Source organism: Pseudooceanicola aestuariicola (genome assembly GCF_045763785.1).
Classification (GTDB): Bacteria; Pseudomonadota; Alphaproteobacteria; order Rhodobacterales; family Rhodobacteraceae; genus Pseudooceanicola.
Window position 1 is genome coordinate 342,330 of sequence record NZ_JBJGSF010000003.1, and the last position, 23,748, is coordinate 366,077.

The window sequence follows — 23,748 nt, forward strand, 5'->3', positions numbered from 1 at the left end:
AACGGGGGGGCTGCCCCCGGCCTGCGGCCTCCCCCGGGATATTTTGGGGACCAAAGAAGGGTTGAGGATGCTTCATTCGGCGGCCTCTTTCGCGGGGGTGAAATCTTCGGGGAAGAGGCGAAGGGCGGACATGACGGGGTAGGGCGTGAAGCCGCCAAGCGCGCAGAGAGAGCCGTCTTTCATCGTGTCGCAAAGGTCGGTCAGCAGCGGGATGGCGCTGGCGTCGCCTGCGGTGATGCGGTCGATGGTTTCCACACCCCGTATCGCACCGATCCGGCAGGGGGTGCATTTGCCACAGGATTCCACCGCGCAGAATTCCATAGCGAAACGCGCCATCTGGCCCATGTCTGCGGTGTCGTCGAAAATGGTAATACCCGCGTGGCCGATCAGGCCGCCTGCCTGGTCGAATTCTTCGTAGCCGAAGGGCGTGTCGAATTGGTCGGGCGCGAAATAGGCGCCCAAGGGGCCACCGACTTGGACCGCCTTCACCGGTCGACCTGAGGCTGTGCCGCCTGCGAAGTCGTTGACCAGTTCGCCCAAGGGCAGGCCAAAGGCGGTTTCGAACAGACCGCCGTGTTTTGCGTTGCCCGCGATCTGGATGGGCATGGTGCCGCGCGACCGGCCAAGGCCGAAGTCGGCGTAATGCTGCGCGCCCTTTTCAAAGATCACTGGGATCGTGGCGAGGCTGAGGACGTTGTTCACGACCGTCGGTTTGCCAAAGGCACCTTCCAGCGCGGGCAGGGGCGGCTTGGCGCGGACGACGCCGCGTTTGCCTTCGAGCGAGTTGAGCAGCGAGGTTTCTTCGCCGCAGACATAAGCGCCCGCGCCGACGCGCACCTCCATATCGAAGGACTTGCCAGACCCCAGCACATCCAGCCCGAGGATGGCGTTTTCGCGGGCGATGCGGATCGCACGGTCCATGATGCGGATGGCGTCGGGGTATTCTGACCGGATGTAGACGAAGCCCTTGGTCGCATGGGTGGCAAGGCCCGCGATGACCATGCCTTCGATCAGAGACAGCGGGTCGCCTTCCATGATCATACGGTCGGCAAAGGTGCCGCTGTCGCCTTCGTCCGCGTTGCAGACGATGTATTTCTGGGACGCTTCGGCCTGACGAACCGTGTCCCATTTGATGCCGGTGGGGAAGCCCGCGCCGCCCCGACCACGCAGGCCGGATTGCTTGGTTTCCTCGACGATTGCCTCGGCGCTCATGTCTAGGGCGCGGCGCAGGCCGGTCAGGCCTCCGTGGGCTTCGTAGTCTGCAACCGACAGCGGATCGATCACGCCGCAGCGGGCGAAGGTCAGGCGGGTCTGGCGCTTGAGATAGTCGATCTCTTCCGTGGGACCTAGCGATGGGGCGCTGCCGTCAAGGATCGCGGGCACGTCTTCGGGCGTGACGGGGCCGTAGGCGATACGACCTTCGCCGCGGTCAACCTCGACCAGCGGTTCCAGCCAGATCATCCCGCGGGTGCCGGTGCGGATCAGTTGGAGGTCCAGTCCCTGCGCCTCGGCCTGATCGCGGATGGCGCGGGCGACGTCTTCGGCGCCAAGGGCTTTGGCGGCGCTGTCGAGAGAGAGGTAGATTTTCATGATGCGGCCTCGATCGCTTGGGTCAGGCGGGGCATGTCGACGCGGCCAATGACCTTGCCGTTCAGCATGGCGGCGGGTCCGCAGGCGCACAGGCCAAGGCAATAGACTGGCTCGATCGTGATGCGGCCGTCGGCGGTGGTGCCGGGGCCAGAGAGGGCGAAGTGTGACAGCACCTCGGCCTCCAACGCCTTGGAGCCCATGGCCTGACAGGCCTCGGCCCGGCAGAGTTTTAGCACATGCCGCCCGGCGGGGTTTTCGCGGAAATCGTGGTAGAAGGTGACGACGCCGTGCACCTCGGCTTTGGTCAGGCCTAGGGTGGCGGCGATCAATGGCAGCGCCTCTTGCGGGATGTGGTCGAACCGGGCCTGCAGGGCGTGCAGAATAGGCAGCATCGGCCCTTCGCGATGGGTTTCGCTGTCGATGATGGCCTGAATTTCGGTGTCGGTCGGTGTCTGGCGCATGGCTGGTCCGATATTGTGTCGGCGGTCGTATCGTGCGTGCGTGGCGGATTGGCGATGGAAAATCAATATCAGCGTTCCGTCAGGTGATAGGGTTTGTCTATCAATCTCGGGCAAAACGACCGGCTGTTTCCATCAAGGCAGAAAGGACCGGCGTGTGCGGTTCCTGATATTCGGTCACTAATCCAACGACATGCGCAGTCTGAGTGTTCTGGATCGGGATGGCTGTCAGGTCGCGCCCCTCGGCCAGAAATGTGGCCATGTCACCTGGCAGGATTGTGACCCAGTCGCCGCTGGATACGGTGGCGGCCAGAACGACGGTCGAGTTTGACTCGATCCGCGCGGCGGGGGCGGCGCCGATGTCGTGGAAGTTGCGGTTGATGATGCGTCTGTTCTGCATGTCGGGCGTCAGCAGGCACAGGTTCTGCGATGGGATATCGGACCATGCGATCTGGTCGCGCGTCGCCAGCGGGTGGGCTGCGTGGCAGACCAGATGATAGGTTTCGCGGAACAATTCGACTGTGCTGACGCGTCCGATGGGTTCGTTGTCGAGGTAAGTGATGCCAGCGTCGATTTCGAGATTGTCCAGCAATGTCTTGATATTCTGCGACGTGGTTGAGGTGACCGACAGGCTGATACCGGGATGCTGGCGCGTCATTTCGGTCGCCAGACGCGCGGCCCATGTCAGGGCCGTGGGGATCACGCCCAGCCGGATTTGCCCGGTCAGACCGTCACGCTTGGCCCGCATTTCATCCCGCAGGCGACGGCTGTCGCCGACGATCTTGCGGGCCATGACCAGCGCGCGCTGCCCTTCGGTCGTCAGCCCGCCAAAGCGCGATCCGCGTTCGACCAGTTTGACGCCCAAGTGATCCTCCAGCTGTTTGATCCCGGCGGATAATGTCGGCTGCGTGATCCCAAGCGACGCGGCCGCGCGGCCAAAGTGTCGTTCCTGCGCAAGGGCGATCAGCATTTCTAGTTTGGCGATCATGGCGGGGGGTATCCGATAGGCAGTTTCTATCACTTTCTGCCATATCTCGCAGGTTTCGCCAATAATGGCTGGTCAGATGCCGTTGGTTTCACCGGACCTCCGGCCAGCGCGCGCGAATCCCGGCGTTCGGGTTGCTGTTGACCCTCTGCCTGCTACGCTTGGGCCAAACAGCAGGAGAGACAGATGCCCCCATTGACCGAAGCCGACGAGATTTCCGCCATTGCATTTGGCTTCATGGGGTCCAAAGCCCTGTTCGTCGCGCTGGATCTGGGGGTGTTTACGGCGTTGGCCGCTGGTCCGCTGGACGCCGAGGCTTTGGCGACGGCCTGCGGCATCCACCGGGACCGGGCCGAGACGCTGGCCACTGCGCTGGCGGGGATGGGCGTGCTGGAGGTCGCGGATGGGCTTTACAAGAACTCTCCGGCGGCAGAGGCGTTTTTGGTGAAAGGCGCCAAGTATGACTTTGGCGACTACCTGCGCCTTCAGGTCGGTCAGCAGATGTATCCCTTGCTGGATCAATTGGGTCCGGCGGTGCGCGGCAATCTGGAAGAGGTGGATACCGCCAGTTATGAAGAGTGGTTTTCCGACCCCGAACAGGCGCGCATCTATTCCACCAGCCAGCACGCGGGATCGATCGGGCCGGCGCGGCAGTTGGCGAAAAAGGTTGATTTGTCGGGCGTCCAGACGCTGCTGGACGTCGGCGGTGGCACTGGGGCCTTTGCGATCACGCTGTGCAAGGCGTTCCCCGCTCTGAACGTCACCATCGTGGATTTTCCGAACGTGGCCGCGCTGGGGCGGGAGTACGTGGCCAAGGCAGGGCTGTCGGACAGGATCGAATATGTCGAAGGCAACGCGCTGAAAACGGATTGGCCCGGCGGGCAGGATGCGGTGCTGATGTCCTACCTGTTCTCGGGCGTGCCGGGGGATGCACACACTGGTTTGATTGACGACGCGATGGCGGCGCTGTCGCCGGATGGGCAGCTGGTGATCCATGACTTCATGGTCGAAGCGGATCGCAGCGGGCCGGAACTGGCCGCACTTTGGCAATTACAGCACACCGCCTTCACGCCCGAGGCGCGGTCGGTCGACACCGCTACACTGACAGAAGAGCTGGAAGCGGGCGGGTTTTCAGATGTCCGCGTGGTCGACATGATCCCGCGCATGACCAAGGTCGCAGTAGGGCGACGCTCGGCGTAAAGTGATTTCCGATTGCGGGGCGGGGCGTGATAGCCTATAGCCCGGCCTGCGGCACCCATAGCTCAGCTGGATAGAGCGCTGCCCTCCGAAGGCAGAGGCCTCAGGTTCGAATCCTGATGGGTGCGCCACATACTTTTCGCGATGCGAAAAGTGAGCCACGTCACCGAAAGTGCAATAGTGAGCGGCAAGTGTTTCGCAGAAACACAGAAAGCCTCCGCGCATCCCCCAAGACGTTCAGAAACCCGCGCAAAGAAAAAGGCGCGACCGAAGCCGCGCCTTTGCATCATCCGTTGCGGTTCCGATCACTCGGAAAAGGTTGCCAGATAGGCGGCGACGTCTTCGGTGTTCTTCTTCAGCTTGAAGGTCATTTTTGACTTGGCCGCGCCGTCGTCCAGCGTTTCCTGCAGGAAGGCCTTCGGGTCTTCGATGTAGGTCGCCAGGTTTTCGACATCCCAGACCAGACCAGCTTCGCCAGCGGCGACCAGATCGTCACCATAGTTGAAGCCTTCGACCGACCCTGCCGTGCGCCCGATCACACCGTAAAGGTTCGGACCCGTCTTGCCGCCTTTGACGATGGCTTCGTCAGCGGATTCGATCATGTGGCAGGATTTGCACTTACGGAATTCTTTTTCACCCGTGGCGACATCACCGTCGGCGAAAGCGGGGGCTGCCAAGGCCGTCAGGGCTGCGGCAATCGTCAGGCTGTATTTCATATCATTTCCTTGGGTTCATGCGCGTCAAAGCCATAGATAGGGCAAATCGGGCATCTTCAACAGGGCGCGCGCGCTGGTGAATTGTCGCATGTCAGGGGGTGTCAAACACCACATCGAAAGACGCCTTCAGCGCGACGTCGAGGTCTTCCATCGACACCGGAAGTCCCAGATCGACAAGGCTGGTGACGCCGTGACCTTGGATCCCGCAGGGGACGATGCCGCCGAAATGCTCAAGCTCGGGATCGACGTTGATCGAGATGCCGTGGAACGACACCCATTTACGCAGGCGAATACCTATCGCGGCGATCTTGTCTTCGCGCGGGGTGCCGTCGGGCAGGGCGGGTTTGTCGGGGCGGGGGACCCAGACGCCGACGCGGCCTTCGCGGATTTCGCCGTGGATGTTGAACTGGTCCAGCGTGGCGATCACCCAAGTTTCCAACTGCTGAACAAAGGCGCGGACGTCCCGGCCACGTTTGTTCAGGTCCAGCATCACGTAAGCCACGCGCTGGCCCGGTCCGTGGTACGTGTACTGCCCACCGCGGCGGGTGTCGTAGACCGGAAAGCGGTCGGGATCGATCAGGTCATCCCGCTTGGCCGAGGTGCCGGCGGTGTATAGCGGAGGATGTTCGACCAGCCAGATCAGTTCGTCCGCGTCACCTGCGGCGATGGCGTTGGCGCGGGCCTCCATCGTGGCGACGGCTTCGTCATAATCGGTCAGGCCTTCGGTGATCTGCCAGTCAGTCATATTCTACCGGGGCAGCAGCCCCGCCTCTTTGATAGCGGGCAGATAGGTGCGGCTGACGGGGATGTCCATGCCGTTCGCCATCGTCAGGATCGCACGCGCACCGTCGCGACGGGCGGATGTGACGGCCTTGGTGGCGATCCAGTGGGATCGGTGGACCTGCAGGCCCGGGGTATCGCCGACCTCGGCCATGGCATCGCCGAGGCGCATCAAGATCAACTCTGTCCCTTTTGCCGTGGCGACCTGAACGTAGTGGTCTTGCACCGACAGGGCGATCAGGGGGCCGCGTTTGTCCAGCGGCAGCCGTTCGAGGATTCGGGGGGATTGCGCCTGTGTCTGATCCTCGGCGGACGTCGCGCGGGTCTGAGAGCCGATGGCCACCGCCGCCAAGGTGATGACCAGAGAGATCACGATGACATTCGGCCCCAGCACAGCCAGATATCCCGGCGCGTCCCATGACAGGCGAAAGACCAGCCAGTTGACGATCACCAGCGCCAGCAGGTTCACACAGCCCGCCATCAGCCCGGCAACCACGGCGGCGGGCCAGCGTGTCAGGCTGCGCGCCTCTAACTGGTCGGCGGTGAAGGTGGCGATGGTGCTGCCCAGCAAAAACCCGATGGCCGAGACGACCAGCCAGTAGGCCAACCGGGGTAGCAGGCTCAGAACGTCGTCGGTGCCAAACGGTCCTGCCAATCCCAGAATCACGCCAGCCGCCACAAGCCCCGTCCACATCGCAGGAGAGGTGAACATGGCGTGCAATTCACGCTTCGTGGTTTGCAGGGGCGTGTCGTTCACGAAGTTGCCGGACCTTTGGATGCACTCACTCTGGAGTGTTTTAGCGCGGGCCGTCAGACAAGGGCCAGACGAAATCCACTCCATGAAAGTTACCGCCATGACCTTTGATCCGCTGATGACCGCCATGCCATCCATCCAAATCCACGTCGCCGCGGCGCTGTTGTCGGTGGTCCTGCTGCCTTTGACCTTGTTCCGTCGTCGCCGGGATCGGGTGCACAAGATCACGGGCTATGTCTGGGTGACAGCCATGCTGGTGACTGCGGTGTCGTCGTTCTGGATCAACGGTATCCGCATGGTCGGGCCGTTTTCACCGATCCACCTGTTGTCGGTTCTGGTGATCTTCAACGTGATCTGGGCGCTGGTCGAGGTACGCCGCAGCAACATCGCCCGGCATGAATTGATCCTTAAAGCCACCGCTTTCTGGTCGCTTGGGGTTGCGGGGCTGTTCACCCTGTTGCCCGGCCGGATGATGGGAGAGATGGTGTTCGGTGATGCGCAGGTCACCGGATTCACCGCAGCCTTTACTTTGGCTGTGCTGCTGGTGGTGCGAAACGGCTTCCCCAAGGGGTTCCGTGCGATCGAGGCGAAGTAGAGCCACCTAATCGCGTGCTTTTGCGGCTTTGATGGGGGGCGGTGCAAATACCCCCTTCACATCGCCGACATCTCGGGCTATTCCCCGCGCCACTAAGCCAAGACAGTGCGGTCGTGGCGGAATTGGTAGACGCGCAGCGTTGAGGTCGCTGTTCCTTAACCGGAGTGGAAGTTCGAGTCTTCTCGACCGCACCAGTCACCAACTTTCGATCCGAAAGTTGGAGCGACGGTCCCCTGAAAAATATTGGCAAAGATTTCGTCGAAGGCGCGACAGCAGCGCTGTGGTCAGCGCCCTATGCCGTTTCGACCGTCAGCCGCAGGTCTCACGCCGCCGCAGGCACCGCATTGACGACCGTATTGTCGACCTCAACTGCGCGTTCGCACGCTATCGGAGAGGGCAGGTACATCCGGATCGTCGTCCCATCGGGCGAGGTGTCGATCATCAGGCCGCCTTTGGACTGACGGGCAAAGCCTTCGACCATCGACAAACCCAAGCCAGACCCTTCGCCGATTTCCTTGGTGGTAAAGAACGGTTCGGTCACTTTGCGCAGGATATGGGCGGGGATGCCGGGGCCGTTGTCGGTGACGGCGATTTCGACATAGCAGCCCGGATCCAGCATAGAGCCGTCCAGCAGGGCAGTCGGTTCTTCGAAGGCGCAGGCGCGGGACCGGATGGCCAGTGTGCCGGACCGGCCCATGGCGTCGCGGGCGTTGACGATCAGGTTGATCAATGCGGTCATCAACTGGTTCTGATCGACACGGATCGGCTGGCTGGCGTCTTCGCTGTCGAACGACAGGTCGATCGAACTGGGCAGAAGCCGCGCGCTGAGCGTGTTGACCTGATCAAAGACGCGGCCCACGGGGAATGTGGATAGCGACAGCGTGGATTTGCGCGAATAGGCCAGCAGGTGCCCGACCAAGGTGGCGGCGCGGTCAGCGGCAAGGCGCGCCTCGGCCACGAACTGATCGCGTTCTTTGGGGTCGTCGATGACCTCGTATAGCTCAAGATTGCCCGTGACGGCCGTCAGGATGTTGTTGAAATCGTGCGCGACACCGCCAGCGAGCTGGCCGACGGCCTCCATCTTTTGCGCCTGAACGGACCTGACAGAGGCCGCCTCGGTCTCCAGCCTCTGTGTCCGCGCGGCCAGCAGCGTCCGAGAGAAATAGGCCACCAGCGCCAAGCCGGAAAAGCCCATGACCCAACGCGCGGCGGCGTTGTCGACGGCCACCATTTCGACGGCAATGATTAATCCGACGGCGGCAAAGATGATGGCGATTTCGCCGTAAACCATCCATTTCAAGGAATCGCTGCGATTGATCAGAAAGACCAGCAGCGTTCCGGTGCCAGCCGTGCCGGATATCCGCAGGGCAATGTCATCTTGGGTAATCAGCGACGCGGGCCACCAGACGAAGGCGGCCAGCATCACAAGGAATACGCTGCCTGCCTTCAGGGTGTCGAATTCGGTGCAGTATTCGGGTCGGGTCCGCAACGTCATGAAATACAGGGCGTGGGACAGGAAGAACCCAAGGCACCAGAACAGGGCCGTCGTCATCCCGGTGTACTGAAAGTGGATAATGGCACCGGTCAGGACCAAGACGCAGCGAAAGGCGAACTCAAGCGGTTCGCCGTATTCCATCTTGTATAGCCTGTCGAGTTCCTTGCGGTGATCCACTGGCCTGTCTCCCGTACCTGTCGAAATCGGGATTCGCAGGGCAAATCCGGTCGATGAGCAGGATTAATCCCGGAATTGGGCCAAAATATGGATGAATTGGGCAGCGTGGCCCGTGGCTTACATCTCGAACGTGGGCAAACTGTGAAGCGCGGATTTCAGCGCATCGCCCCAGCCTTGGGACACGGTTTTGAAGTATTCATCGTCCGTCTCAATCCGGCCAGAGGTGCCGATTTCGAAACTTCCCTCTTCGTAGAGGTGATAATCGAAGGGCAGGCCGACAGTCAGGTTAGCCTTGAGCGTAGAGTCGAAGCTGACAAGCAGCAGGCGCATCGCCTCTTCAAACGACATGTCCGGCTCGTAGGCGCGGACAAGGATCGGGCGGCCGTACTTCATCTCTCCGATCTGGAAAAACGGCGTGTCGTCGCCCGCTTCGATAAAGTTACCTTCGGGATAGATCAGGAACAGCCGGGTGGGGCCGCCTTTGATCTGACCGCCCAGAATGATCGTCGCGTTGAAGGCCGAAGACGCCTGTTGACCGTTCATCGAATGTTTGGCGATGACGTCTTTCAGCGTGTCGGCCACAAGGCTCGCGGCCTGAAACATCGACGGTGCCTTCAGGATCGACGGTTCGCGATCGTCATGTGCCTTGGTGCGTTCGTCCAGAATGCTGACCACGGCCTGCGTGGTGGCAAGGTTGCCAGCAGTCATCAGCGTCAGAACCCGTTCACCGGGAACGGACCACTGGGTCATCTTGGTAAAGGTCGATATATTATCCAAACCCGCGTTGGTGCGGGTGTCGGACATGAATACCAGACCGCGGTCCAGAACCATTCCCACGCAATAGGTCATCTGAGGCCTGCGCCTTTACTGCTGTTGTGCCACTTGTATCTGCACGCTCAGCGATTCTTCGGCCCCGCCGACGCGCGTGCCAATTACAGGCGCAGCCTCGGAATAGTCCAGTCCCGTTGCGACGCGGACATAGCGTTCGTCGGGACATTGTGCGTTCGACACGTCAAAGCCGACCCAGCCCAGACCGTCGATGAAAGCCTCGGCCCAGGCGTGCATCGCCTCTTGGTCGGTGCGGTCGTCCATCATCAGGTAGCCCGACACGTATCGTGCTGGCAGCCCCAGTTCCCGCGCGCAGGAGATGAAGACATGCGCATGGTCCTGACAGACGCCCTGACCCTCGGTCACCGCATCTTCGGCGGTCCAGTCGGACTGGGATGTGCCGGTTTTGTATTCCACCGCTTCGGCCACCTGCGCCATAAGGTCGTGCATCTGCGCCAGTTGCGTGTCGCCTTCGGCCTGACGCGCCAGACGGCGGGTGTTGGGGCCCGGTTTGGTGCGGTCGGTCTGTTTGCGGAACAGCCACAGCGGCACTGGGCCCAGATGCGGGCCCAGAACGCCATTGGTATCGCAGGTCGCGACCTTGCCGTGGCTGGTCAGGATCAGTTCAGTTACGCCGCGGTTCAGGGAAATCAGGTCCACCTGATTGCGGTGATGGTCCAGAAACCCGGTTTCAATCTTGCCACCTTCGATGTCGATGACCCAGTCGCTGACAGCTTGGACATCGTTCGTCAAAGGCGTCATGCGCACCTGCTGAAGCCCGAAGGTCACCGGATCTTCGAACCGATAGGTGGTGGTGTGTTGGATGGTCAGGTTCATTTATTCGTAAAACCGGTAATCAATTTCGATCTGCGCGGCCACGCCGCCAATCAGCGACAGGACCGTCTGGATATAGCTGTGCAGCCCTTCGTCGAAGATCGCCTTGATGTCCTTGGACAGGTAGGTTTCTTCAAGATGCACAGCGCGATTGTAGCATTCCGCCGTCGTGCCGTAAGTCTTGTTCAGATACGCCAAGTTGCCCCGGATCTTGCCGATGCAGTAGGCCAGAGACCGCGGCATCCGTTCGTCCAAGATCAGGAAGTTTGCAATATCCGTCGGATCATAGTCGTTGCCATAGGTCGCGCGGAACCCGCCGCGGGCAGACACGGATCGCAGGATGGTTTCCCACTGGACGTTGTCGATGGACGACCCGACAGACATGACCGTGGGCAGCAGCACGTAGTATTTCACGTCCAGAATACGAGCCGTGTTGTCGGCGCGTTCCAGAAATGTGCCGATGCGGGCGAAATCGTAGATGTCGTTGCGCATCATGGTGCCGTGGGTCGCGCCCCGTACCAAGGCGGTGGCCTGCCGGATTTCCTTTAGCGCTTGGGGCAGATCGCGTTCGTTGACCTTGCGCGCCAGAATATCCTTGGTCTTCATGTAGCAGCGGTTGACCGCTTCCCAGACCTCGTGGGTCAGGGCGGTGCGCACCATGCGGGCGTTCTGACGCGCCCCTTCGATCGAGGTCAGAACCGATGACGGGTTCTGTTTCGACCGCAGAAGCCAGTCAATGGCGGCGTCCTTGGTGATCTCTTCGTTGTTGGCCTCGAACCCCGGCAGGACGCCAGCGGTTTGAAGGATGGATTTCCACTCGGCCTCGGACGATCCCAAACGGGTCAGGCCGATGCGTTGGCCGGTTTCGATCAGGCGTGATGTGTTCTCGGCCCGCTCCAGATAGCGGTACATCCAGTAGAGGCCGTTTGCCGTTTTTCCTAGCATCAGTCCTCCAGCACCCAAGTGTCTTTGGTTCCGCCACCTTGGGACGAATTCACAACCAGCGATCCTTTCTTCAGTGCCACGCGCGTCAGGCCACCGGGCGTGATCTTGACCTTGTCCGGGCTGACCAGAACAAAGGGCCGCAGATCGACGTGGCGCGGCGACAGGCCTTTGTTGGAAAAGACAGGCACCGTGGACAGCGCCAGCGTCGGCTGGGCGATGTAGTTGGACGGCTTGGCCTCCAGCTTGGCGCGGAATTCCTTGATGTCCTTCTTGGTCGCGGTGGGGCCGATCAACATGCCGTAGCCACCAGACCCGTGCACCTCTTTCACGACAAGCTCTTCCAGATTGTCCAAGACATAGGCCAGCGCATTGGGTTCGGAACAGCGCCAAGTTGGCACGTTTTCCAATATCGCCTTTTCGCCGGTGTAGAATTCCACGATCTCAGGCATGTAGCTATAGATCGCCTTGTCGTCCGAAATGCCCGTTCCCGGCGCGTTGGCAATGGTGATCCCACCCGCGCGGTAGACATCCATGATCCCCGGCACGCCCAAAGCGCTGTCGGGGTTGAAGTTCAGCGGGTCAAGGAAATCGTCATCCACACGGCGGTACAGCACGTCGATCGGGCGATAGCCTTCGGTGGTACGCATGGCGACACGGCCATCCACCACCTGCAGATCGTGCCCTTCGACCAGTTCCACGCCCATCTGATCCGCCAGGAAGGCGTGTTCGAAGTAGGCAGAGTTGTAGATGCCCGGTGTCAATACAGCGACCGTCGGGTTCGACCCGGCGACCGACGGTGCGCAGGCCGCCAGCGACGCGCGCAGATCCGTAGGATACGTTTCGACCCGCTGGACGCGGTTGCGTGCGAAAAGCTCTGGGAACATCTGGAGCATAGTTTCGCGGTTTTCCAGCATGTAGCTGACACCAGATGGGGTGCGCGCGTTGTCTTCCAGCACGTAGAACTGATTGTCGTCGGTGCGCACCAGATCGATGCCGACGATATGGGTGTAAACGCCGCCCGGCGGATCGACCCCCATCATCTGCGGCAGGAAGGCGTCGTTGTTTTCGATCATTCGCGCGGGCAGGCGGCCCGATTTGATGATCTCTTGCCCATGATAGATGTCGTACAGGAAGGCGTTGATAGCACGCACCCGTTGTTCAATCCCCTTGGACAGCCGCTGCCATTCTGGGCCGGAAATCACTCGCGGCACGATGTCGAACGGGATCAACCGTTCTTCGGCTTCGGCCCGTCCATAGACGTTGAAGGTAATGCCGGTCAGACGGAACAGCTCTTCGGCTTCGCGCTGCTTGGCGCGCAGGCGTGCGGGCTCTTCTCCGTCGAACCAGTCCTTGAACAGGGTGTAGGGCGTGCGCAATTGCTCGTCGCGGCCCCACATTTCATCGAAGATCGGTTTGTCAGTCATAATCCCCACCTAGTGCCCGGTTTTAGCTTATCAAATTCCGATACGCCCGGTTTCACCATGGGATGATACATGCTTCGGTTGAAAAATCATCGCGGAAACTCGGATTGCTAAATTTTTGGGCAAATCCGCCGGTGCGAGCGGCGGCCCGGGCCTGTTGACTCTGCGGTCAAACAATCTTTCCAATGGTCAAACAGGGACGCCGAATACGGGCAGGGAGGGCAGTCATGGTCAAGCTTTTGATCGCGAACCGGGGAGAGATCGCGGTGCGCATCGCGCGCACGGCGGCAGAGATGGGGATCGAAACGCTCGCCATCGCGCCTCAGGACGATATGGGATCGCTTCATGTCCGGCGTGCAGATGATGTGGCTTTGCTGCCCGGTCGTGGTGCGCGCGCCTATTTGGACCACGATGCCGTGGTGCAGGCGGGCGTGGACGCGGGGTGCGACTTGGTCCATCCGGGCTATGGCTTTTTAAGTGAAAACAGTGAGTTCGCGGCGGCCGTTTCTCAGGCGGGTATGACATTCGTCGGCCCCACGCCAGAAAGCCTTGCGCTGCTGGGGGACAAGCTGCGCGCCCGCGCGTTGGCCGAAGAGTTGGGCGTTCCGGTCATCCGCGGCTCTGCCGCCGTAGGGGCAAAGGAGGCGCGCGAATTCTTCGATAGCCTGCCAAAGGGCGCTGCCATGGTCCTGAAGGCCGTCGCTGGCGGCGGTGGGCGCGGCATGCGCGTTGTGCGCGACGCCAGCGACGTGGCCGAGGCGCACGCCCGCTGCACGTCGGAAGCTGCGGCCGCCTTCGGCAACGGCGCGATCTATGCCGAACGCTTCATCACGCGCGCCCGCCATATCGAGGTGCAGGTGCTGGGTGACGGACAGGGCGGGGTCATCACGCTTGGCGATCGCGACTGCACGCTGCAGCGCCGCCACCAGAAAGTCATCGAAATCGCACCCGCGCCGGGGCTGAGTTCCGATCTGCGCGCGGCTTTGGCTGATCACGCCAGACGGATGGCCGAAACCACGCAATATCGCGGCTTGGGAACCTTCGAATTCCTTCTGGATGTGGATGCAGAAGAGGCGTTCTTTATCGAAGCGAACCCACGGATTCAGGTTGAACATACTGTAACCGAAGAGATCTTCGGCCTTGATCTGGTCGCGGCGCAACTAAGGATCGCAGAGGGGGCCAGACTAACCGATCTGGCATTGAGCCCTGCTGCCCGGGGCGCGGCGGTGCAGGCTCGCGTCTGCTTGGAAACGGTCACGGCAGACGGAACTGTGCAGCCCTCGGGCGGCGTGATCCGCGCCTATGATCCGCCCGCCGGGCCGGGCGTTCGGGTGGATGGCTTCGGCATCGCGGGCTACCGGGCAGGGACGGCCTATGACTCTTTGATCGCCAAGGTCATCGCCTCTGGTCCCGACTTGGGAAGTGCCTTCGCACGCCTTGATCGGGCCTTGGCAGAGTTCCGGATCGACGGCGTCGCCTCGAATATCGGATGGCTGCGCTCACTGTTAGCGCAGGATGCGGTCCGGGCGCTGGAAGTCTCAACCGGATATATTGGAGAGGTCGCGGCGCAACTATCTGAACGTGCGTCGGAATTTATCGCCAAGGACGGCGCCGGTGTCGAGGCAGAGGTAGACGCCCCAACCGCGACTGTCGCGGATGGTGACCACGCGTTGACTGCCCCAATGCAGGCCACGCTGACCGAATGGCGCGTTGCGGTGGGTGACCCGGTGGTGGCAGGGCAGGACGTGGCCATCCTTGAAGCGATGAAAATGGAACATGTGATCACCGCCGATGTGAGCGGTGTGGTCTCTGACCTCTTCGCGGCACCGGGGGATACCATCATGGAGGCCGCGCCTCTGGCCGCGATTACACCGGGCGACGCAACGGGCGCGGCGCAAGTGGACGACGCGCAGATCGATCTGGACCTTATCCGGCCCGACCTGCAGGAAATGCTGGATCGTCAGGCGCTTGGCCGGGATGAGATACGGGCTGAGGCGGTTCAAAAGCGTCACGCGCGCGGGCAGCGCACAGCCCGGGAAAATATCGCCGATCTGGTCGATCCCGGGTCCTTCAATGAATATGGCGAATTCGCCGTGGCCGCCCAGTTGCGCCGCCGAACGCTTGCGGATTTGGAGGCGAATACCTCTGGCGATGGTATCCTGACTGGCACAGCGTCAATTAATGGGGGGCTTTTCGGTCCTGACAAGGCCCGCGCCGCCGTGGCCATCGGGGATTACACCGTGCTGGCAGGCACCCAAGGGCAACGGCACCATCGCAAGCTGGACCGCATCTTCCGGCTGGCTGGCGATCATTCTATCCCCATGATTTTGTACGCAGAAGGCGGCGGGGGACGTCCCGGTGACAGTGATCGCAGCACCGTCTCGGGCCTTGATTCCCCATCGTTCGCGGCCTTTGCCGACCTCTCTGGCAAGGTTCCGGTGGTCGGTGTTGTGGCGGGACGCTGTTTCGCAGGGAATGCCGCGCTGTTGGGCTGTTCTGACGTGATCATCGCCACCGAAGACAGCAACATCGGCATGGCCGGGCCCGCGATGATCGAAGGCGGCGGGCTTGGCGTGTATCGCCCGGAAGAGGTCGGGCCGATTGACGTGCAGTGGGCGAATGGCGTCGTCGATATCCGGGTGAAGGATGAAGCAGAAGCCACTGAGGTTGCGAAAAAATACCTTGGCTACACCCAAGGCGATCTGACCGACTGGAACTCACCCGACCCACGGCGTCTGCGCCACCTGATCCCCGAAAATCGTCTGCGCGTCCACGAGGTGCGTGACGTGATCGATGCCTTGGCGGACGAGGGGACAGTGCTGGAACTGCGGCGCGGTTGGGGGCCGGGCATGGTGACGGCCTTTATCCGGATCGAGGGTCGCGCTTACGGCGTGATTGGCAACAATTCCAAACATCTGGGCGGCGCAATTGACGCTGATGCGGCGGACAAGGCTGCGCGCTTTTTACAGCTTTGCGAAGCCTATGGGTTGCCTGTCGTGTCGCTGGTCGACACGCCGGGTTTCATGGTCGGGCCAGAGGCAGAAAAGACCGCGTTGGTGCGCCATGTCAGCCGGATGTTTGTCGTCGGGGCGTCGCTTAGCGTGCCGATCTTTGGCGTGGCGCTGCGCAAAGCCTATGGCTTGGGCGCGATGGCGATGGTCGGCGGCGGGTTCAAATCCGCGGCAATGATGGTGTCCTGGCCGACTGGAGAGTTCGGGGGCATGGGGCTGGAAGGGGCCGTGAGGCTCGGGTATCGCAAAGAAATCGAGGCGGAACCCACCGAAGAGGCCAAGCAGGCATTGTTCGAGGAAAAGGTGGCAGAGATGTACGCGCAGGGCAAAGCGGTCGCCTATGCCTCGGCCACCGAGATCGACGCCGTTATCGATCCGGCAGAAACGCGGCAATGGATCGTAAACGCGCGCAACGCTTGTCCTGTCGCAGAGAAACGCGAAAGGCCGTTTGTAGATACGTGGTAGATATTTGTGGTTCGAGTCTATTTGGTGGAACTTATCCACAGACACAGGGCTAAAAATTTCACTTATCGAACATCTGTTCGTCTGTGACCTTTGCCGCATGGATCCGCTGAAGAGTTCACGGTAGCAATCCTTAGCCCTTTCCACGCGGTGTCCAAACCATGCAGACCCAAATCCCCCTGACCCGAGATATCGTGCTGATCGGCGGTGGGCACGCCCACGCGCTGGTCTTGCGGATGTGGGGGATGGCGCCCGTCCCGGGCGTGCGCCTTACCGTGATCGATCCGCGACCTGTCGCGCCTTATACGGGGATGCTGCCGGGACATGTGGCTGGGCATTACACGGCGGATGAGATCGGGATCGACCTAGTCCGACTGTGCCGCTTTGCCGGGGCGCGGCTGATCTTGGAGGCTGCGGAAGATATTGATCTGGCGGCCAAGACCGTGATCGCAGGCGGCCGCCGGATCGCTTATGACATCCTGTCGATCGATATCGGCATCACGGGCGACCTGCCCAAAGTGCAGGGATTTTCGGACCACGGAACGCCGGTGAAACCCTTTGTGCGCTTCGCAGAAGGCTGGGATCGCTTTCTGGCGTCGGGTGGTGGGCAGGCCAGCGTTATCGGCAACGGTCTGGGCGGGGTGGAACTGGCGCTGGCCATGGCGCATCAGCTTGGGCCTGACCGGGTTCGCGTGATTGGCGGGAACCGCGTCGCGCATGTTGGCGATGCGCTGAATGACCGGTTGATGCAGGCGATGGATCAGGCGGGGGTGGCCTTGATCGATGGGCGGGTGGCGGCCGTAGGGGCCGGGTCCCTCCGGCTGACCGATGGGACAGAAGTGCCGTCAACGTTCACGGTCGGCGCGGCGGGGGCGACGCCTCAGCCTTGGCTGCGCGACACGGGTCTGCCATTGACGGATGGCTTCATCACCGTGGGCGATACGCTGCAAGTGATTGGTCATGACAGTGTTTTCGCTGCCGGAGATTGCGCACATCTGAGCCATGCGCCGCGGCCCAAGGCTGGGGTCTACGCCGTCCGGGCGGCGCAGGTGCTGTTTCGGAACCTGCGTGCGTCAGCGACGGGCGGGGCGATGCGCAGCTTCAGGCCGCAATCGAAATTCCTGCGCTTGGTGTCGCTGGGCGGCAAAAAGGCTGTGGCCGAACGGTGGCCTGGATTCCCAATCGCCCCGTCCGGGCGGGTGATCTGGCGCTGGAAAGATAATATCGACCGGAAATTCATGCGAAAGCTGACGGATTTACCCGTCATGGCGCAGGACCGACCGGAAAATCCGGCACTGGGTGTTTCCGACGAATTGGGACAGGCACCGCTTTGCGCGGGATGTGGGGCCAAGGTCGGGCCGGGCGTTCTGGGCGCCGTAGTCGAAGGGTTGCAGCAGCCCCCGCGTGATGACGTTCTGACCGGCCCCGGCGATGATGCCGGGGTTCTGCAGATCGGCGGGCAGCGGCAGGTGCTGACGACCGACCACTTGCGCGCATTTACGGATGATCCTGCGGTGATGGCGCGAATCGCGGCGCATCATGCCTTGGGGGACGTGCGGGCCATGGGGGCCAAACCGCAATCGGCCTTGGCGCAGATCATCCTGCCGCGGGCCAGCGCAGCGGTCCAGTCGCGGATGCTGACCGAAGTGATGCAGGCCGCGGGCGAGGTCTTTTCCGCCGACGGTGCCGTGATCTTGGGGGGGCACACGACCATGGGGGCCGAAATGACCATCGGCTTTACGGTGACGGGCCTGTGCGACGCCGATCCGATCACCGTTGGCGGGGCCAAAGCAGGTGACGTCTTGATCCTGACGGGGCAGATCGGCAGCGGCGTGTTGCTGGCAGCCGAGATGCAGGGAAAGGCGCGCGGTGCAGATATCGCGGCGCTATGGGAGGCAATGGCGGCGGGGCCGGGGGATATCGCGCCGTTGAACGTGGCGCATGCGATGACGGATGTGACGGGCTTTGGCTTGGCGGGGCATCTGATGGCGATCTGCCGGGCTTCTGGTGTCGCTGCGGCAGTGGATGTCGGGGTGATCCCGTTTTACGACGGCGCGGTCGAAATGTCGGAAAAGGGTGTGCAGTCAACGCTTTATCCCGCCAATGCGTCAAACGCCCCGCTGTTCGGAGAGCTGGGGGCGACAGAGGCGTTGCTGCATGACCCGCAGACAGCGGGCGGGTTCTTGGCGGCTGTCGATCCGAACAAGGCCGACGCGATCGTCAAAGACCTGCGGGCGCGCGGCGTCACGGCCACTGTGATCGGCAGTCTTAGCGACGGGCCGCCGTCGATTACCCTGCGGTCTTAGCAGCCGTGGTCGGTCAGGATCCGCGCGGCCGTGCTGCGCAAAGACGTGTCGGATAGATCGGACAGGTCGTATTTGCCCACCAAATCCGCCTTGCGTGCGGTGGATCGCGCATAGCGCGGGTCGTAGTGGTCGCGCATCAATCCCTGTGCCAAGTTGTTGAAATCGCCAGAGGAGGCGTCATTTTGCCATGCCTCGATCACCTCTGCCGCGTGGTAGGGGCGCAGTTGGTCGATGATCTGGCGCAGGGCCTCTGGATCGGCGGTCAGTTCTTCGTAGGTGTCGATCAGATGGGTTGCCCGGGCCTGCAATGGCGCGGTGATCTGCACACGCGGCGCGTCCAGCATCGCCTTCCATAGCGATCCGGGGATCAGAACGTCGCCGACCTTGTTGCTTTCAGCTTCCAGATACACGGGCCGCGCGGGTTCACAGGCCATCAGGGCCGAGGCGAGGCGGCTTTCGAACATCTTCTGCGCGGGCTGTGGACCCAACATGCCGCCGAACAACGACCCGCGATGTTCGGCCAGTCCTTCAAGGTCCACGACCTGTGCGCCCTCTGCCTTCAAATGCTCCAACAGGCGGGTCTTGGCGGTGCCAGTGTTGCCGTCGATCAGGATTGGCCGCCATGGCAGAGGCTCATCATGCAGCAGGCGCGCGACCAGCCGACGGTAGGCGCGATAGCCGCCCTCAAGCGTGTCAGCGCGCCAGCCGATCTGTTTCAGGATCACGGCGAAAGATCCCGACCTTTGCCCGCCGCGCCAGCAATAGACCAAGGGCTGCCAGCCGCCGTCCCGATCCGACAGCGGCCCTTCGATATGCGCGGCGGCGTTGCGTGACACCAGCGCGGCGCCGATCTTGCGTGCCTCGAACGGGTCAACCTGCTTGTAGATCGTGCCGACACGGGCGCGTTCTTCGTTCGACAGGACAGGCAGGGAAATCGCGCCGGGCACGTGGTCTTCGGCAAATTCGGCGGGGCTGCGGACGTCGATGATGTCATCGCAGGTCAGGGCGGTCAGGTCCTGCAGGGTGGTCAGCGAAACGGGCATCGGGTCCATCTGGTTAGGGGCGGTGGCCGGGTATGCACATATTCTAGGGCCTAGGCAAGAAAGGTCCCGCCCGATACGGCTGCCTTTTGGCTTGAATTTGGGCAGGTGCTTGGGTGACATGGGCGGCGATGATGACACGGATACTACAGCTTTGTGCGGCCCTGATCCTGCTGGCGATGCCTGCGCGGGCCGAAAGCCTGTTGGTCTTTGCGGCGGCCAGCCTTGCTGGCCCCTTGGACGACGCCGTTGAGCTGTGGGAAGAAGAGACCGGTCAGGTCGTCGTGGTGTCCTACGCCGGAAGCTCTGCGCTTGCGCGGCAGATCGAGGCGGGGGCGCCGGCGGATGTGTTCCTGTCGGCGAACGAAGGGTGGATGGATCATCTGGCGGCGCTTAGCCGGATCGACAATGCCTCGCGGCGCAACCTTTGGGGCAATCGGCTGGTCCTAGTGTCCCATGCCGAAGGTGATGTTTTCGAGATTACGGAAACCACCTTTCTGCCCGCGCTGATCGGCGACGGCCGGCTGGCTGTCGGGATGGTCGAAGCCGTGCCCGCAGGCGTCTACGCCCTAGAGGCGCTGCGCACCTTGGGATCGTGGGATGGGCTGAAGGATCAACTGGCGCAGGCCGACAATGTCCGGGCCGCGCTCTCGCTGGTTGCCACGGGCGCGGCACCTTGGGGCATCGTCTACGCGACCGATGCCATGGCTGAACCGCGCGTCCATCTGCGCAGCTATTTCCCGACATCCAGCCATTCCGCGATCACCTATCCGGCGGCGCATATCCAAGGTGGCGATCCTTCTGGCCTAGACTTCCTTGCGTTCCTGCAGACGCCACCGGTGCGCGAACTGTTCGAAGAGGCCGGATTTCAGACAGTGCCCGCCCCGTGACGGATTGGCTGGGGCCCGAGGAATGGCAGGCCGTGATCCTGTCATTGCGCGTGGCCTTCTGGGCAACCTTGGTGTCATTGCCGCTGGGGATCTGGGTGGCGCATCTGCTGGCCCGCGGGACGTTTCGCGGCCGCGGCGTTCTGAACGTCTTAGTGCACTTGCCGCTGGTCCTGCCGCCCGTTGTGGTCGGCTATCTGCTGCTGATCGTCTTTTCCCCGGTGGCCCCTGTCGGATCGGCGCTGGCGTCGGTCGGGATTGTCTTTGCCTTTCGCTGGACGGGCGCGGCGTTGGCTGCTGCGGTGATGGGGTTTCCCTTGATGGTCCGCGCGATCCGTTTGGCGATCGAAGCGGTCGATCCCAAGCTGGAAGAGGCCGCAGGCACCTTGGGGGCGTCGCGCTGGCGGGTGTTCTTCACCGTGACCTTGCCGCTGTCTTTGCCGGGGGTGCTGGCAGGGGCCGTGCTGGCCTTTGCCAAAGCGATGGGAGAGTTCGGGGCCACCATCACGTTCGTGTCGAACATCCCGGGTGAAACGCGCACGCTGCCCTCGGCCATCTATGCCTTTCTGCAGCAACCGGGCGGGGATGGTGCGGCGTGGCGGCTGGTGATCGTGTCGATCATCGTGGCCACCGTCGCGCTGGTCGCGTCAGAGGCGCTGGCCCGGTCGATGGCGAAAAGGGCGCGGGGATGAGCCTGATCGTCGATATCCGCCATCCCTTGGGCGAAGTGGACCTGTCGGCGCAGTTCGAAGCGCCGGGCGGGGTGACGGCCTTGTTCGGGCGCTCTGGCGCGGGGAAAACCAGCGTGGTCAATGCGGTGGCCGGACTGCTGCGGCCACGGGCCGGGCGCATCGTTTTGGATGGTGAGGTGCTGTTTGACGCAGAACAAGGGATCGACGTGCCGCTGCATCGGCGGCGTATGGGATATGTGTTTCAGGATGCGCGGCTGTTTCCGCATCTGAACGTGCGGCGCAACCTTCTGTACGGTGCGCCGGATGATGCTGGGCTGGACCGCGTCTGCGATCTGCTGGGGATCGGCGCGTTGCTGGATCGTCGCCCTGTGACCCTGTCGGGTGGGGAAAAGGCGCGGGTGGCCATCGGGCGGGCGCTGTTGTCGCGGCCTCGGATGTTGTTGATGGACGAACCCTTCGCCAGTCTGGATCAGGCCCGTAAGGATGAAATCCTGCCTTATCTGGAGCGGTTGCGGGACGAGGGCGGGGTGCCGATCCTTTACGTCTCTCACGCGGTGGAAGAGGTCGCGCGGCTGGCAGCCACCTTGGTCGTCTTGGACCGGGGCCGCGTGGCGCAGGCTGGCCCGGCCGAGGCGTTGTTCGCCGATCCGACCCTCGCGCCTGTCCTTGGCCCCCGGGCCGCTGGCGCGATCCTGTCGGGGCAGGTGGTGGGTCAGCACAGCGACGGGCTGACCGAGGTTGCCGTGTCGGGCGGACGCCTGTTCCTGCCGCAGGTCGCGGGGACGGTGGGCACACCGCTACGCATCCGGATCGAGGCGCAGGATGTCATGCTGTCCATGCAGCGGCCCGAGGGCGTGTCGGCCCTGAACATCCTCAGTGCCGAAGTGGTGCAGGTGCATGACGGGCAGGGGCCGGGGGTCATGGTGCAGTTGCGGACCGGAGAGGATCTGGTTCTGGCACGGATCACCCGCCGCTCGGCCGAGGCGCTGGGGATCGCGGCAGGTGTTCGCTGTCATGCGGTGATCAAAAGCGTCGCGGTGGCGCGGGGTGACGTGGGCGTCGGAGGGTAGTCGATTAGGGACGCGCCCGACCCTGGGTGGGCGTTTTGCGGCTTTTGTGGTCTGCGTTTAATATCATCAGCTTATAGCTAGAGTTGAATCGTCAGTGACATCGCCAATGCGCCCTCCCGGGGGGAGGGTCTGGCGCGACCCGGGGCTGATCGCGCCGGATCAAGACGGGATTTACGACCTCCCAAAGATTGACCGCTCACCGATCTCCGAGCCGATGGTAGATATGGGTGAACGTGGCCGCCCCTAGGATAGGGATAACAAGGTTCACCAGCGGGACCGACAGGGGCATCGCCATCAGGATGCCAGCGGCCCAAATGGTCAGAAAATGCTTTTGACGCAACTGTTTGGCGCGTTCGCGTCCGACGCGGCGCATGGCTGCCAAAGTGTAATATTCCCGCCCCAGCAGGAACCCGTTCAACCCCCAGAAGATGAACAGCGCAAAGGGCGCCAGAAAGGCATAGAGGATCAGCGCCAGAATATTCGCCCCGATCAACACGCCAAGAAAGTTAAGCGTATCGACCAGCGCCTCGGAAAAGGGGACGCGGGGGGCATCGGGCAGGTGCGGGTAATGGCGATCCTCGACCGCTTGGGCGACGTCTTCCAGAAACATCGAGGTGATGGCGCTCGCCACTGGGACCATCAGGAACACCGACAGCACCATCATGACACCCAGAGACGACCACGTCAGCAGGTCGTTCAGCCAGGTGACCTCTCCGATCAGGGGCAGGGTCGCCTCATCGCCAACGGCCCACTGCAGAAAACCAAGAAAGGCCGCCGTAACAGCAACCAGCAGGGCGAAGGTCAGGCCGATGCCGATCAGAAGTACACGGCGAAAGCGGCGGTCGCCCAATTGGCCAAGCGCCGCGAAGAAGGATGACAGGATTACTCCGACAGCCACGTCGTGATTCCTTGGATATCCGGGCGGTTGCGGTCCGGTGGCGTGGTTCCGAAGCTGCCGATATGCACGATGCCGGCGATCTTTTCGTTGGTTGCCAGTCCCAACCCTTGTTCGGCAAAGCCACGGTCAAAGCTGATCCAGCCCGTCACCCAGCCCGCCCCCCAGCCAGAGGCCAGCGCCGCGTTCACAAGGCTAAGGCAGACCGCGCCAGCCGATAGCGTCTGTTCGTAGGTCGGCACCTTGGGGGAATCGATGGGGCTTTCCACCACCGCGACCGCCAGATTGCCACGGTCGAACTGGCCACGGGCCTTGCTGGTGTCTTCTTCGGATCGGCCAAGAGATTTGGCGCGCGCTTCGGCCAGATCGGCCAGACGCGCCATTGCAGGCTTTTCGATCACCACAAAACGCCAAGGCACCAGCATCCCATGGTCAGGGGTCCGGGCAGCAAGCGTCAAAAGCTCTGCCAACTGAGCCTTGTCGGGAACGGGCGTGGTCAGGACTTTGGGCGAATGGGAACGGCGCTTGGCCAGAAAATCCAGCGCGGCTTGGTTTTTATCGGGCATGTAACCTCCGGTTGGTCTGGCGCCTATGTCGGGCCTGCGGCGCG

Annotated in this window: 21 protein-coding genes and 2 tRNA genes; 9 read left to right on the top strand and 14 right to left on the bottom strand. The window is 62.4% G+C overall.

Annotation, left to right across the window (positions count from 1 at the left end):
- Positions 1-72: 72 nt before the first annotated feature.
- The 3 genes from ACI3GR_RS14080 to ACI3GR_RS14090 all read right to left on the bottom strand — a co-directional run bounded on the left by ACI3GR_RS14080 (position 73) and on the right by ACI3GR_RS14090 (position 3,036).
- Entirely contained in the window at positions 73-1,590 is a 1,518-nt protein-coding gene (locus ACI3GR_RS14080) for a formate dehydrogenase beta subunit (RefSeq protein WP_407495345.1), read from the bottom strand.
- Positions 1,587-2,051, bottom strand: coding sequence for a formate dehydrogenase subunit gamma (locus ACI3GR_RS14085; protein ID WP_407495346.1), 465 nt, complete (start codon positions 2,049-2,051; stop codon positions 1,587-1,589). Before ACI3GR_RS14085 ends, ACI3GR_RS14080 begins: the two co-directional genes overlap by 4 nt.
- A gap of 100 nt (positions 2,052-2,151) precedes the next feature.
- Positions 2,152-3,036 carry a LysR family transcriptional regulator gene (locus ACI3GR_RS14090; protein ID WP_407495347.1) on the bottom strand — a complete coding sequence of 295 codons (885 nt, stop codon included), beginning with the start codon at positions 3,034-3,036 and terminating at the stop codon, positions 2,152-2,154.
- A gap of 183 nt (positions 3,037-3,219) precedes the next feature.
- On the opposite strand from ACI3GR_RS14090, the gene ACI3GR_RS14095 reads away from it, so the two are divergent.
- Both ACI3GR_RS14095 and ACI3GR_RS14100 read left to right on the top strand, forming a co-directional pair.
- On the top strand, positions 3,220-4,233 hold the full coding sequence (locus ACI3GR_RS14095; protein WP_407495349.1) for a methyltransferase: 1,014 nt from the start codon (positions 3,220-3,222) through the stop codon (positions 4,231-4,233).
- A 51-nt stretch (positions 4,234-4,284) separates the two neighbouring features.
- Positions 4,285-4,361: transfer RNA gene (locus ACI3GR_RS14100), tRNA-Arg, on the top strand.
- A 174-nt stretch (positions 4,362-4,535) separates the two neighbouring features.
- Here ACI3GR_RS14100 and ACI3GR_RS14105 read toward each other — a convergent pair.
- The 3 genes from ACI3GR_RS14105 to ACI3GR_RS14115 form a co-directional block, all read right to left on the bottom strand.
- Complete coding sequence (locus ACI3GR_RS14105) at positions 4,536-4,946, bottom strand: c-type cytochrome (RefSeq protein ID WP_407495350.1); 411 nt, start codon at positions 4,944-4,946, stop codon at positions 4,536-4,538.
- Positions 4,947-5,037: 91 nt separating this feature from the next.
- Positions 5,038-5,691: a lipoyl(octanoyl) transferase LipB gene (gene lipB / locus ACI3GR_RS14110; RefSeq protein ID WP_407495351.1), complete on the bottom strand. Its 654-nt coding sequence runs from the start codon at positions 5,689-5,691 to the stop codon at positions 5,038-5,040.
- 3 nt (positions 5,692-5,694) lie between these two features.
- Complete coding sequence (locus ACI3GR_RS14115; RefSeq protein WP_407495353.1) at positions 5,695-6,483, bottom strand: LytTR family DNA-binding domain-containing protein; 789 nt, start codon at positions 6,481-6,483, stop codon at positions 5,695-5,697.
- 82 nt (positions 6,484-6,565) lie between these two features.
- On the opposite strand from ACI3GR_RS14115, the gene ACI3GR_RS14120 reads away from it, so the two are divergent.
- Positions 6,566-7,075 (top strand): DUF2306 domain-containing protein, encoded by a 510-nt coding sequence (locus tag ACI3GR_RS14120; protein WP_407495354.1) that lies wholly within the window; start codon positions 6,566-6,568, stop codon positions 7,073-7,075.
- Positions 7,076-7,182: 107 nt separating this feature from the next.
- Positions 7,183-7,269, top strand: a tRNA-Leu gene (locus ACI3GR_RS14125).
- A gap of 128 nt (positions 7,270-7,397) precedes the next feature.
- Here ACI3GR_RS14125 and ACI3GR_RS14130 read toward each other — a convergent pair.
- From ACI3GR_RS14130 to ACI3GR_RS14150, 5 genes are all read right to left on the bottom strand, one after another.
- On the bottom strand, positions 7,398-8,747 hold the full coding sequence (locus tag ACI3GR_RS14130; protein ID WP_407495355.1) for an ATP-binding protein: 1,350 nt from the start codon (positions 8,745-8,747) through the stop codon (positions 7,398-7,400).
- Positions 8,748-8,864: 117 nt separating this feature from the next.
- A complete protein-coding gene (locus ACI3GR_RS14135) occupies positions 8,865-9,596 on the bottom strand; it encodes a proteasome-type protease (RefSeq protein ID WP_407495356.1) in 732 nt (243 codons plus the stop codon).
- Positions 9,597-9,611: 15 nt separating this feature from the next.
- The gene (locus tag ACI3GR_RS14140; RefSeq protein ID WP_407495357.1) at positions 9,612-10,412 is read right to left on the bottom strand and encodes a transglutaminase family protein; all 801 of its coding nucleotides are present in this window, start codon (positions 10,410-10,412) and stop codon (positions 9,612-9,614) included.
- Complete coding sequence (locus ACI3GR_RS14145; RefSeq protein WP_407495359.1) at positions 10,413-11,354, bottom strand: alpha-E domain-containing protein; 942 nt, start codon at positions 11,352-11,354, stop codon at positions 10,413-10,415.
- Entirely contained in the window at positions 11,354-12,778 is a 1,425-nt protein-coding gene (locus ACI3GR_RS14150) for a circularly permuted type 2 ATP-grasp protein (protein WP_407495361.1), read from the bottom strand. Before ACI3GR_RS14150 ends, ACI3GR_RS14145 begins: the two co-directional genes overlap by 1 nt.
- Before the next feature lie 224 nt (positions 12,779-13,002).
- Here ACI3GR_RS14150 and ACI3GR_RS14155 point away from each other — a divergent pair, with 224 nt between their 5' ends.
- Together ACI3GR_RS14155 and selD are read left to right on the top strand one after the other, a co-directional pair.
- Positions 13,003-16,251, top strand: coding sequence for an acetyl-CoA carboxylase family protein (locus ACI3GR_RS14155; RefSeq protein WP_407495363.1), 3,249 nt, complete (start codon positions 13,003-13,005; stop codon positions 16,249-16,251).
- A 158-nt stretch (positions 16,252-16,409) separates the two neighbouring features.
- A complete protein-coding gene (gene selD, locus ACI3GR_RS14160; RefSeq protein ID WP_407495364.1) occupies positions 16,410-18,554 on the top strand; it encodes a selenide, water dikinase SelD in 2,145 nt (714 codons plus the stop codon).
- Here the strand turns inward: selD and mnmH are convergent.
- Positions 18,551-19,597 carry a tRNA 2-selenouridine(34) synthase MnmH gene (mnmH, locus tag ACI3GR_RS14165; RefSeq protein ID WP_407495365.1) on the bottom strand — a complete coding sequence of 349 codons (1,047 nt, stop codon included), beginning with the start codon at positions 19,595-19,597 and terminating at the stop codon, positions 18,551-18,553. The two genes, selD and mnmH, sit on opposite strands and share 4 nt — an antisense overlap.
- Positions 19,598-19,728: 131 nt before the next feature.
- On the opposite strand from mnmH, the gene modA reads away from it, so the two are divergent.
- Genes modA through modC form a run of 3 tightly spaced genes read left to right on the top strand, consistent with a single transcriptional unit; the run spans position 19,729 to position 22,243 of the window.
- Positions 19,729-20,484 carry a molybdate ABC transporter substrate-binding protein gene (gene modA, locus ACI3GR_RS14170; protein ID WP_407495367.1) on the top strand — a complete coding sequence of 252 codons (756 nt, stop codon included), beginning with the start codon at positions 19,729-19,731 and terminating at the stop codon, positions 20,482-20,484.
- The gene (modB, locus tag ACI3GR_RS14175; RefSeq protein WP_407495368.1) at positions 20,481-21,173 is read left to right on the top strand and encodes a molybdate ABC transporter permease subunit; all 693 of its coding nucleotides are present in this window, start codon (positions 20,481-20,483) and stop codon (positions 21,171-21,173) included. The genes modA and modB overlap by 4 nt, the downstream gene beginning before the upstream one ends.
- The gene (gene modC / locus ACI3GR_RS14180) at positions 21,170-22,243 is read left to right on the top strand and encodes a molybdenum ABC transporter ATP-binding protein (protein WP_407495369.1); all 1,074 of its coding nucleotides are present in this window, start codon (positions 21,170-21,172) and stop codon (positions 22,241-22,243) included. Before modB ends, modC begins: the two co-directional genes overlap by 4 nt.
- Before the next feature lie 196 nt (positions 22,244-22,439).
- Here the strand turns inward: modC and ACI3GR_RS14185 are convergent, their stop codons facing one another.
- Both ACI3GR_RS14185 and ACI3GR_RS14190 read right to left on the bottom strand, forming a co-directional pair.
- Positions 22,440-23,141, bottom strand: coding sequence for an EI24 domain-containing protein (locus ACI3GR_RS14185; protein WP_407495370.1), 702 nt, complete (start codon positions 23,139-23,141; stop codon positions 22,440-22,442).
- Positions 23,126-23,704 (bottom strand): nitroreductase family protein, encoded by a 579-nt coding sequence (locus tag ACI3GR_RS14190; RefSeq protein ID WP_407495371.1) that lies wholly within the window; start codon positions 23,702-23,704, stop codon positions 23,126-23,128. The genes ACI3GR_RS14185 and ACI3GR_RS14190 overlap by 16 nt, the downstream gene beginning before the upstream one ends.
- Positions 23,705-23,748 lie beyond the last annotated feature (44 nt).

Coding starts and splice junctions, on each gene's coding strand:
- ACI3GR_RS14080 (WP_407495345.1), bottom strand. CDS start 1,590: ATGAAAATCTACCTCTCTCTCGACAGCGCCGCCAAAGCCCTTGGCGCC.
- ACI3GR_RS14085 (WP_407495346.1), bottom strand. CDS start 2,051: ATGCGCCAGACACCGACCGACACCGAAATTCAGGCCATCATCGACAGC.
- ACI3GR_RS14090 (WP_407495347.1), bottom strand. CDS start 3,036: ATGATCGCCAAACTAGAAATGCTGATCGCCCTTGCGCAGGAACGACAC.
- ACI3GR_RS14095 (WP_407495349.1), top strand. CDS start 3,220: ATGCCCCCATTGACCGAAGCCGACGAGATTTCCGCCATTGCATTTGGC.
- ACI3GR_RS14105 (WP_407495350.1), bottom strand. CDS start 4,946: ATGAAATACAGCCTGACGATTGCCGCAGCCCTGACGGCCTTGGCAGCC.
- lipB (WP_407495351.1), bottom strand. CDS start 5,691: ATGACTGACTGGCAGATCACCGAAGGCCTGACCGATTATGACGAAGCC.
- ACI3GR_RS14120 (WP_407495354.1), top strand. CDS start 6,566: ATGAAAGTTACCGCCATGACCTTTGATCCGCTGATGACCGCCATGCCA.
- ACI3GR_RS14135 (WP_407495356.1), bottom strand. CDS start 9,596: ATGACCTATTGCGTGGGAATGGTTCTGGACCGCGGTCTGGTATTCATG.
- ACI3GR_RS14140 (WP_407495357.1), bottom strand. CDS start 10,412: ATGAACCTGACCATCCAACACACCACCACCTATCGGTTCGAAGATCCG.
- ACI3GR_RS14145 (WP_407495359.1), bottom strand. CDS start 11,354: ATGCTAGGAAAAACGGCAAACGGCCTCTACTGGATGTACCGCTATCTG.
- ACI3GR_RS14150 (WP_407495361.1), bottom strand. CDS start 12,778: ATGACTGACAAACCGATCTTCGATGAAATGTGGGGCCGCGACGAGCAA.
- ACI3GR_RS14155 (WP_407495363.1), top strand. CDS start 13,003: ATGGTCAAGCTTTTGATCGCGAACCGGGGAGAGATCGCGGTGCGCATC.
- selD (WP_407495364.1), top strand. CDS start 16,410: ATGCAGACCCAAATCCCCCTGACCCGAGATATCGTGCTGATCGGCGGT.
- mnmH (WP_407495365.1), bottom strand. CDS start 19,597: ATGCCCGTTTCGCTGACCACCCTGCAGGACCTGACCGCCCTGACCTGC.
- modA (WP_407495367.1), top strand. CDS start 19,729: ATGACACGGATACTACAGCTTTGTGCGGCCCTGATCCTGCTGGCGATG.
- modC (WP_407495369.1), top strand. CDS start 21,170: ATGAGCCTGATCGTCGATATCCGCCATCCCTTGGGCGAAGTGGACCTG.
- ACI3GR_RS14190 (WP_407495371.1), bottom strand. CDS start 23,704: ATGCCCGATAAAAACCAAGCCGCGCTGGATTTTCTGGCCAAGCGCCGT.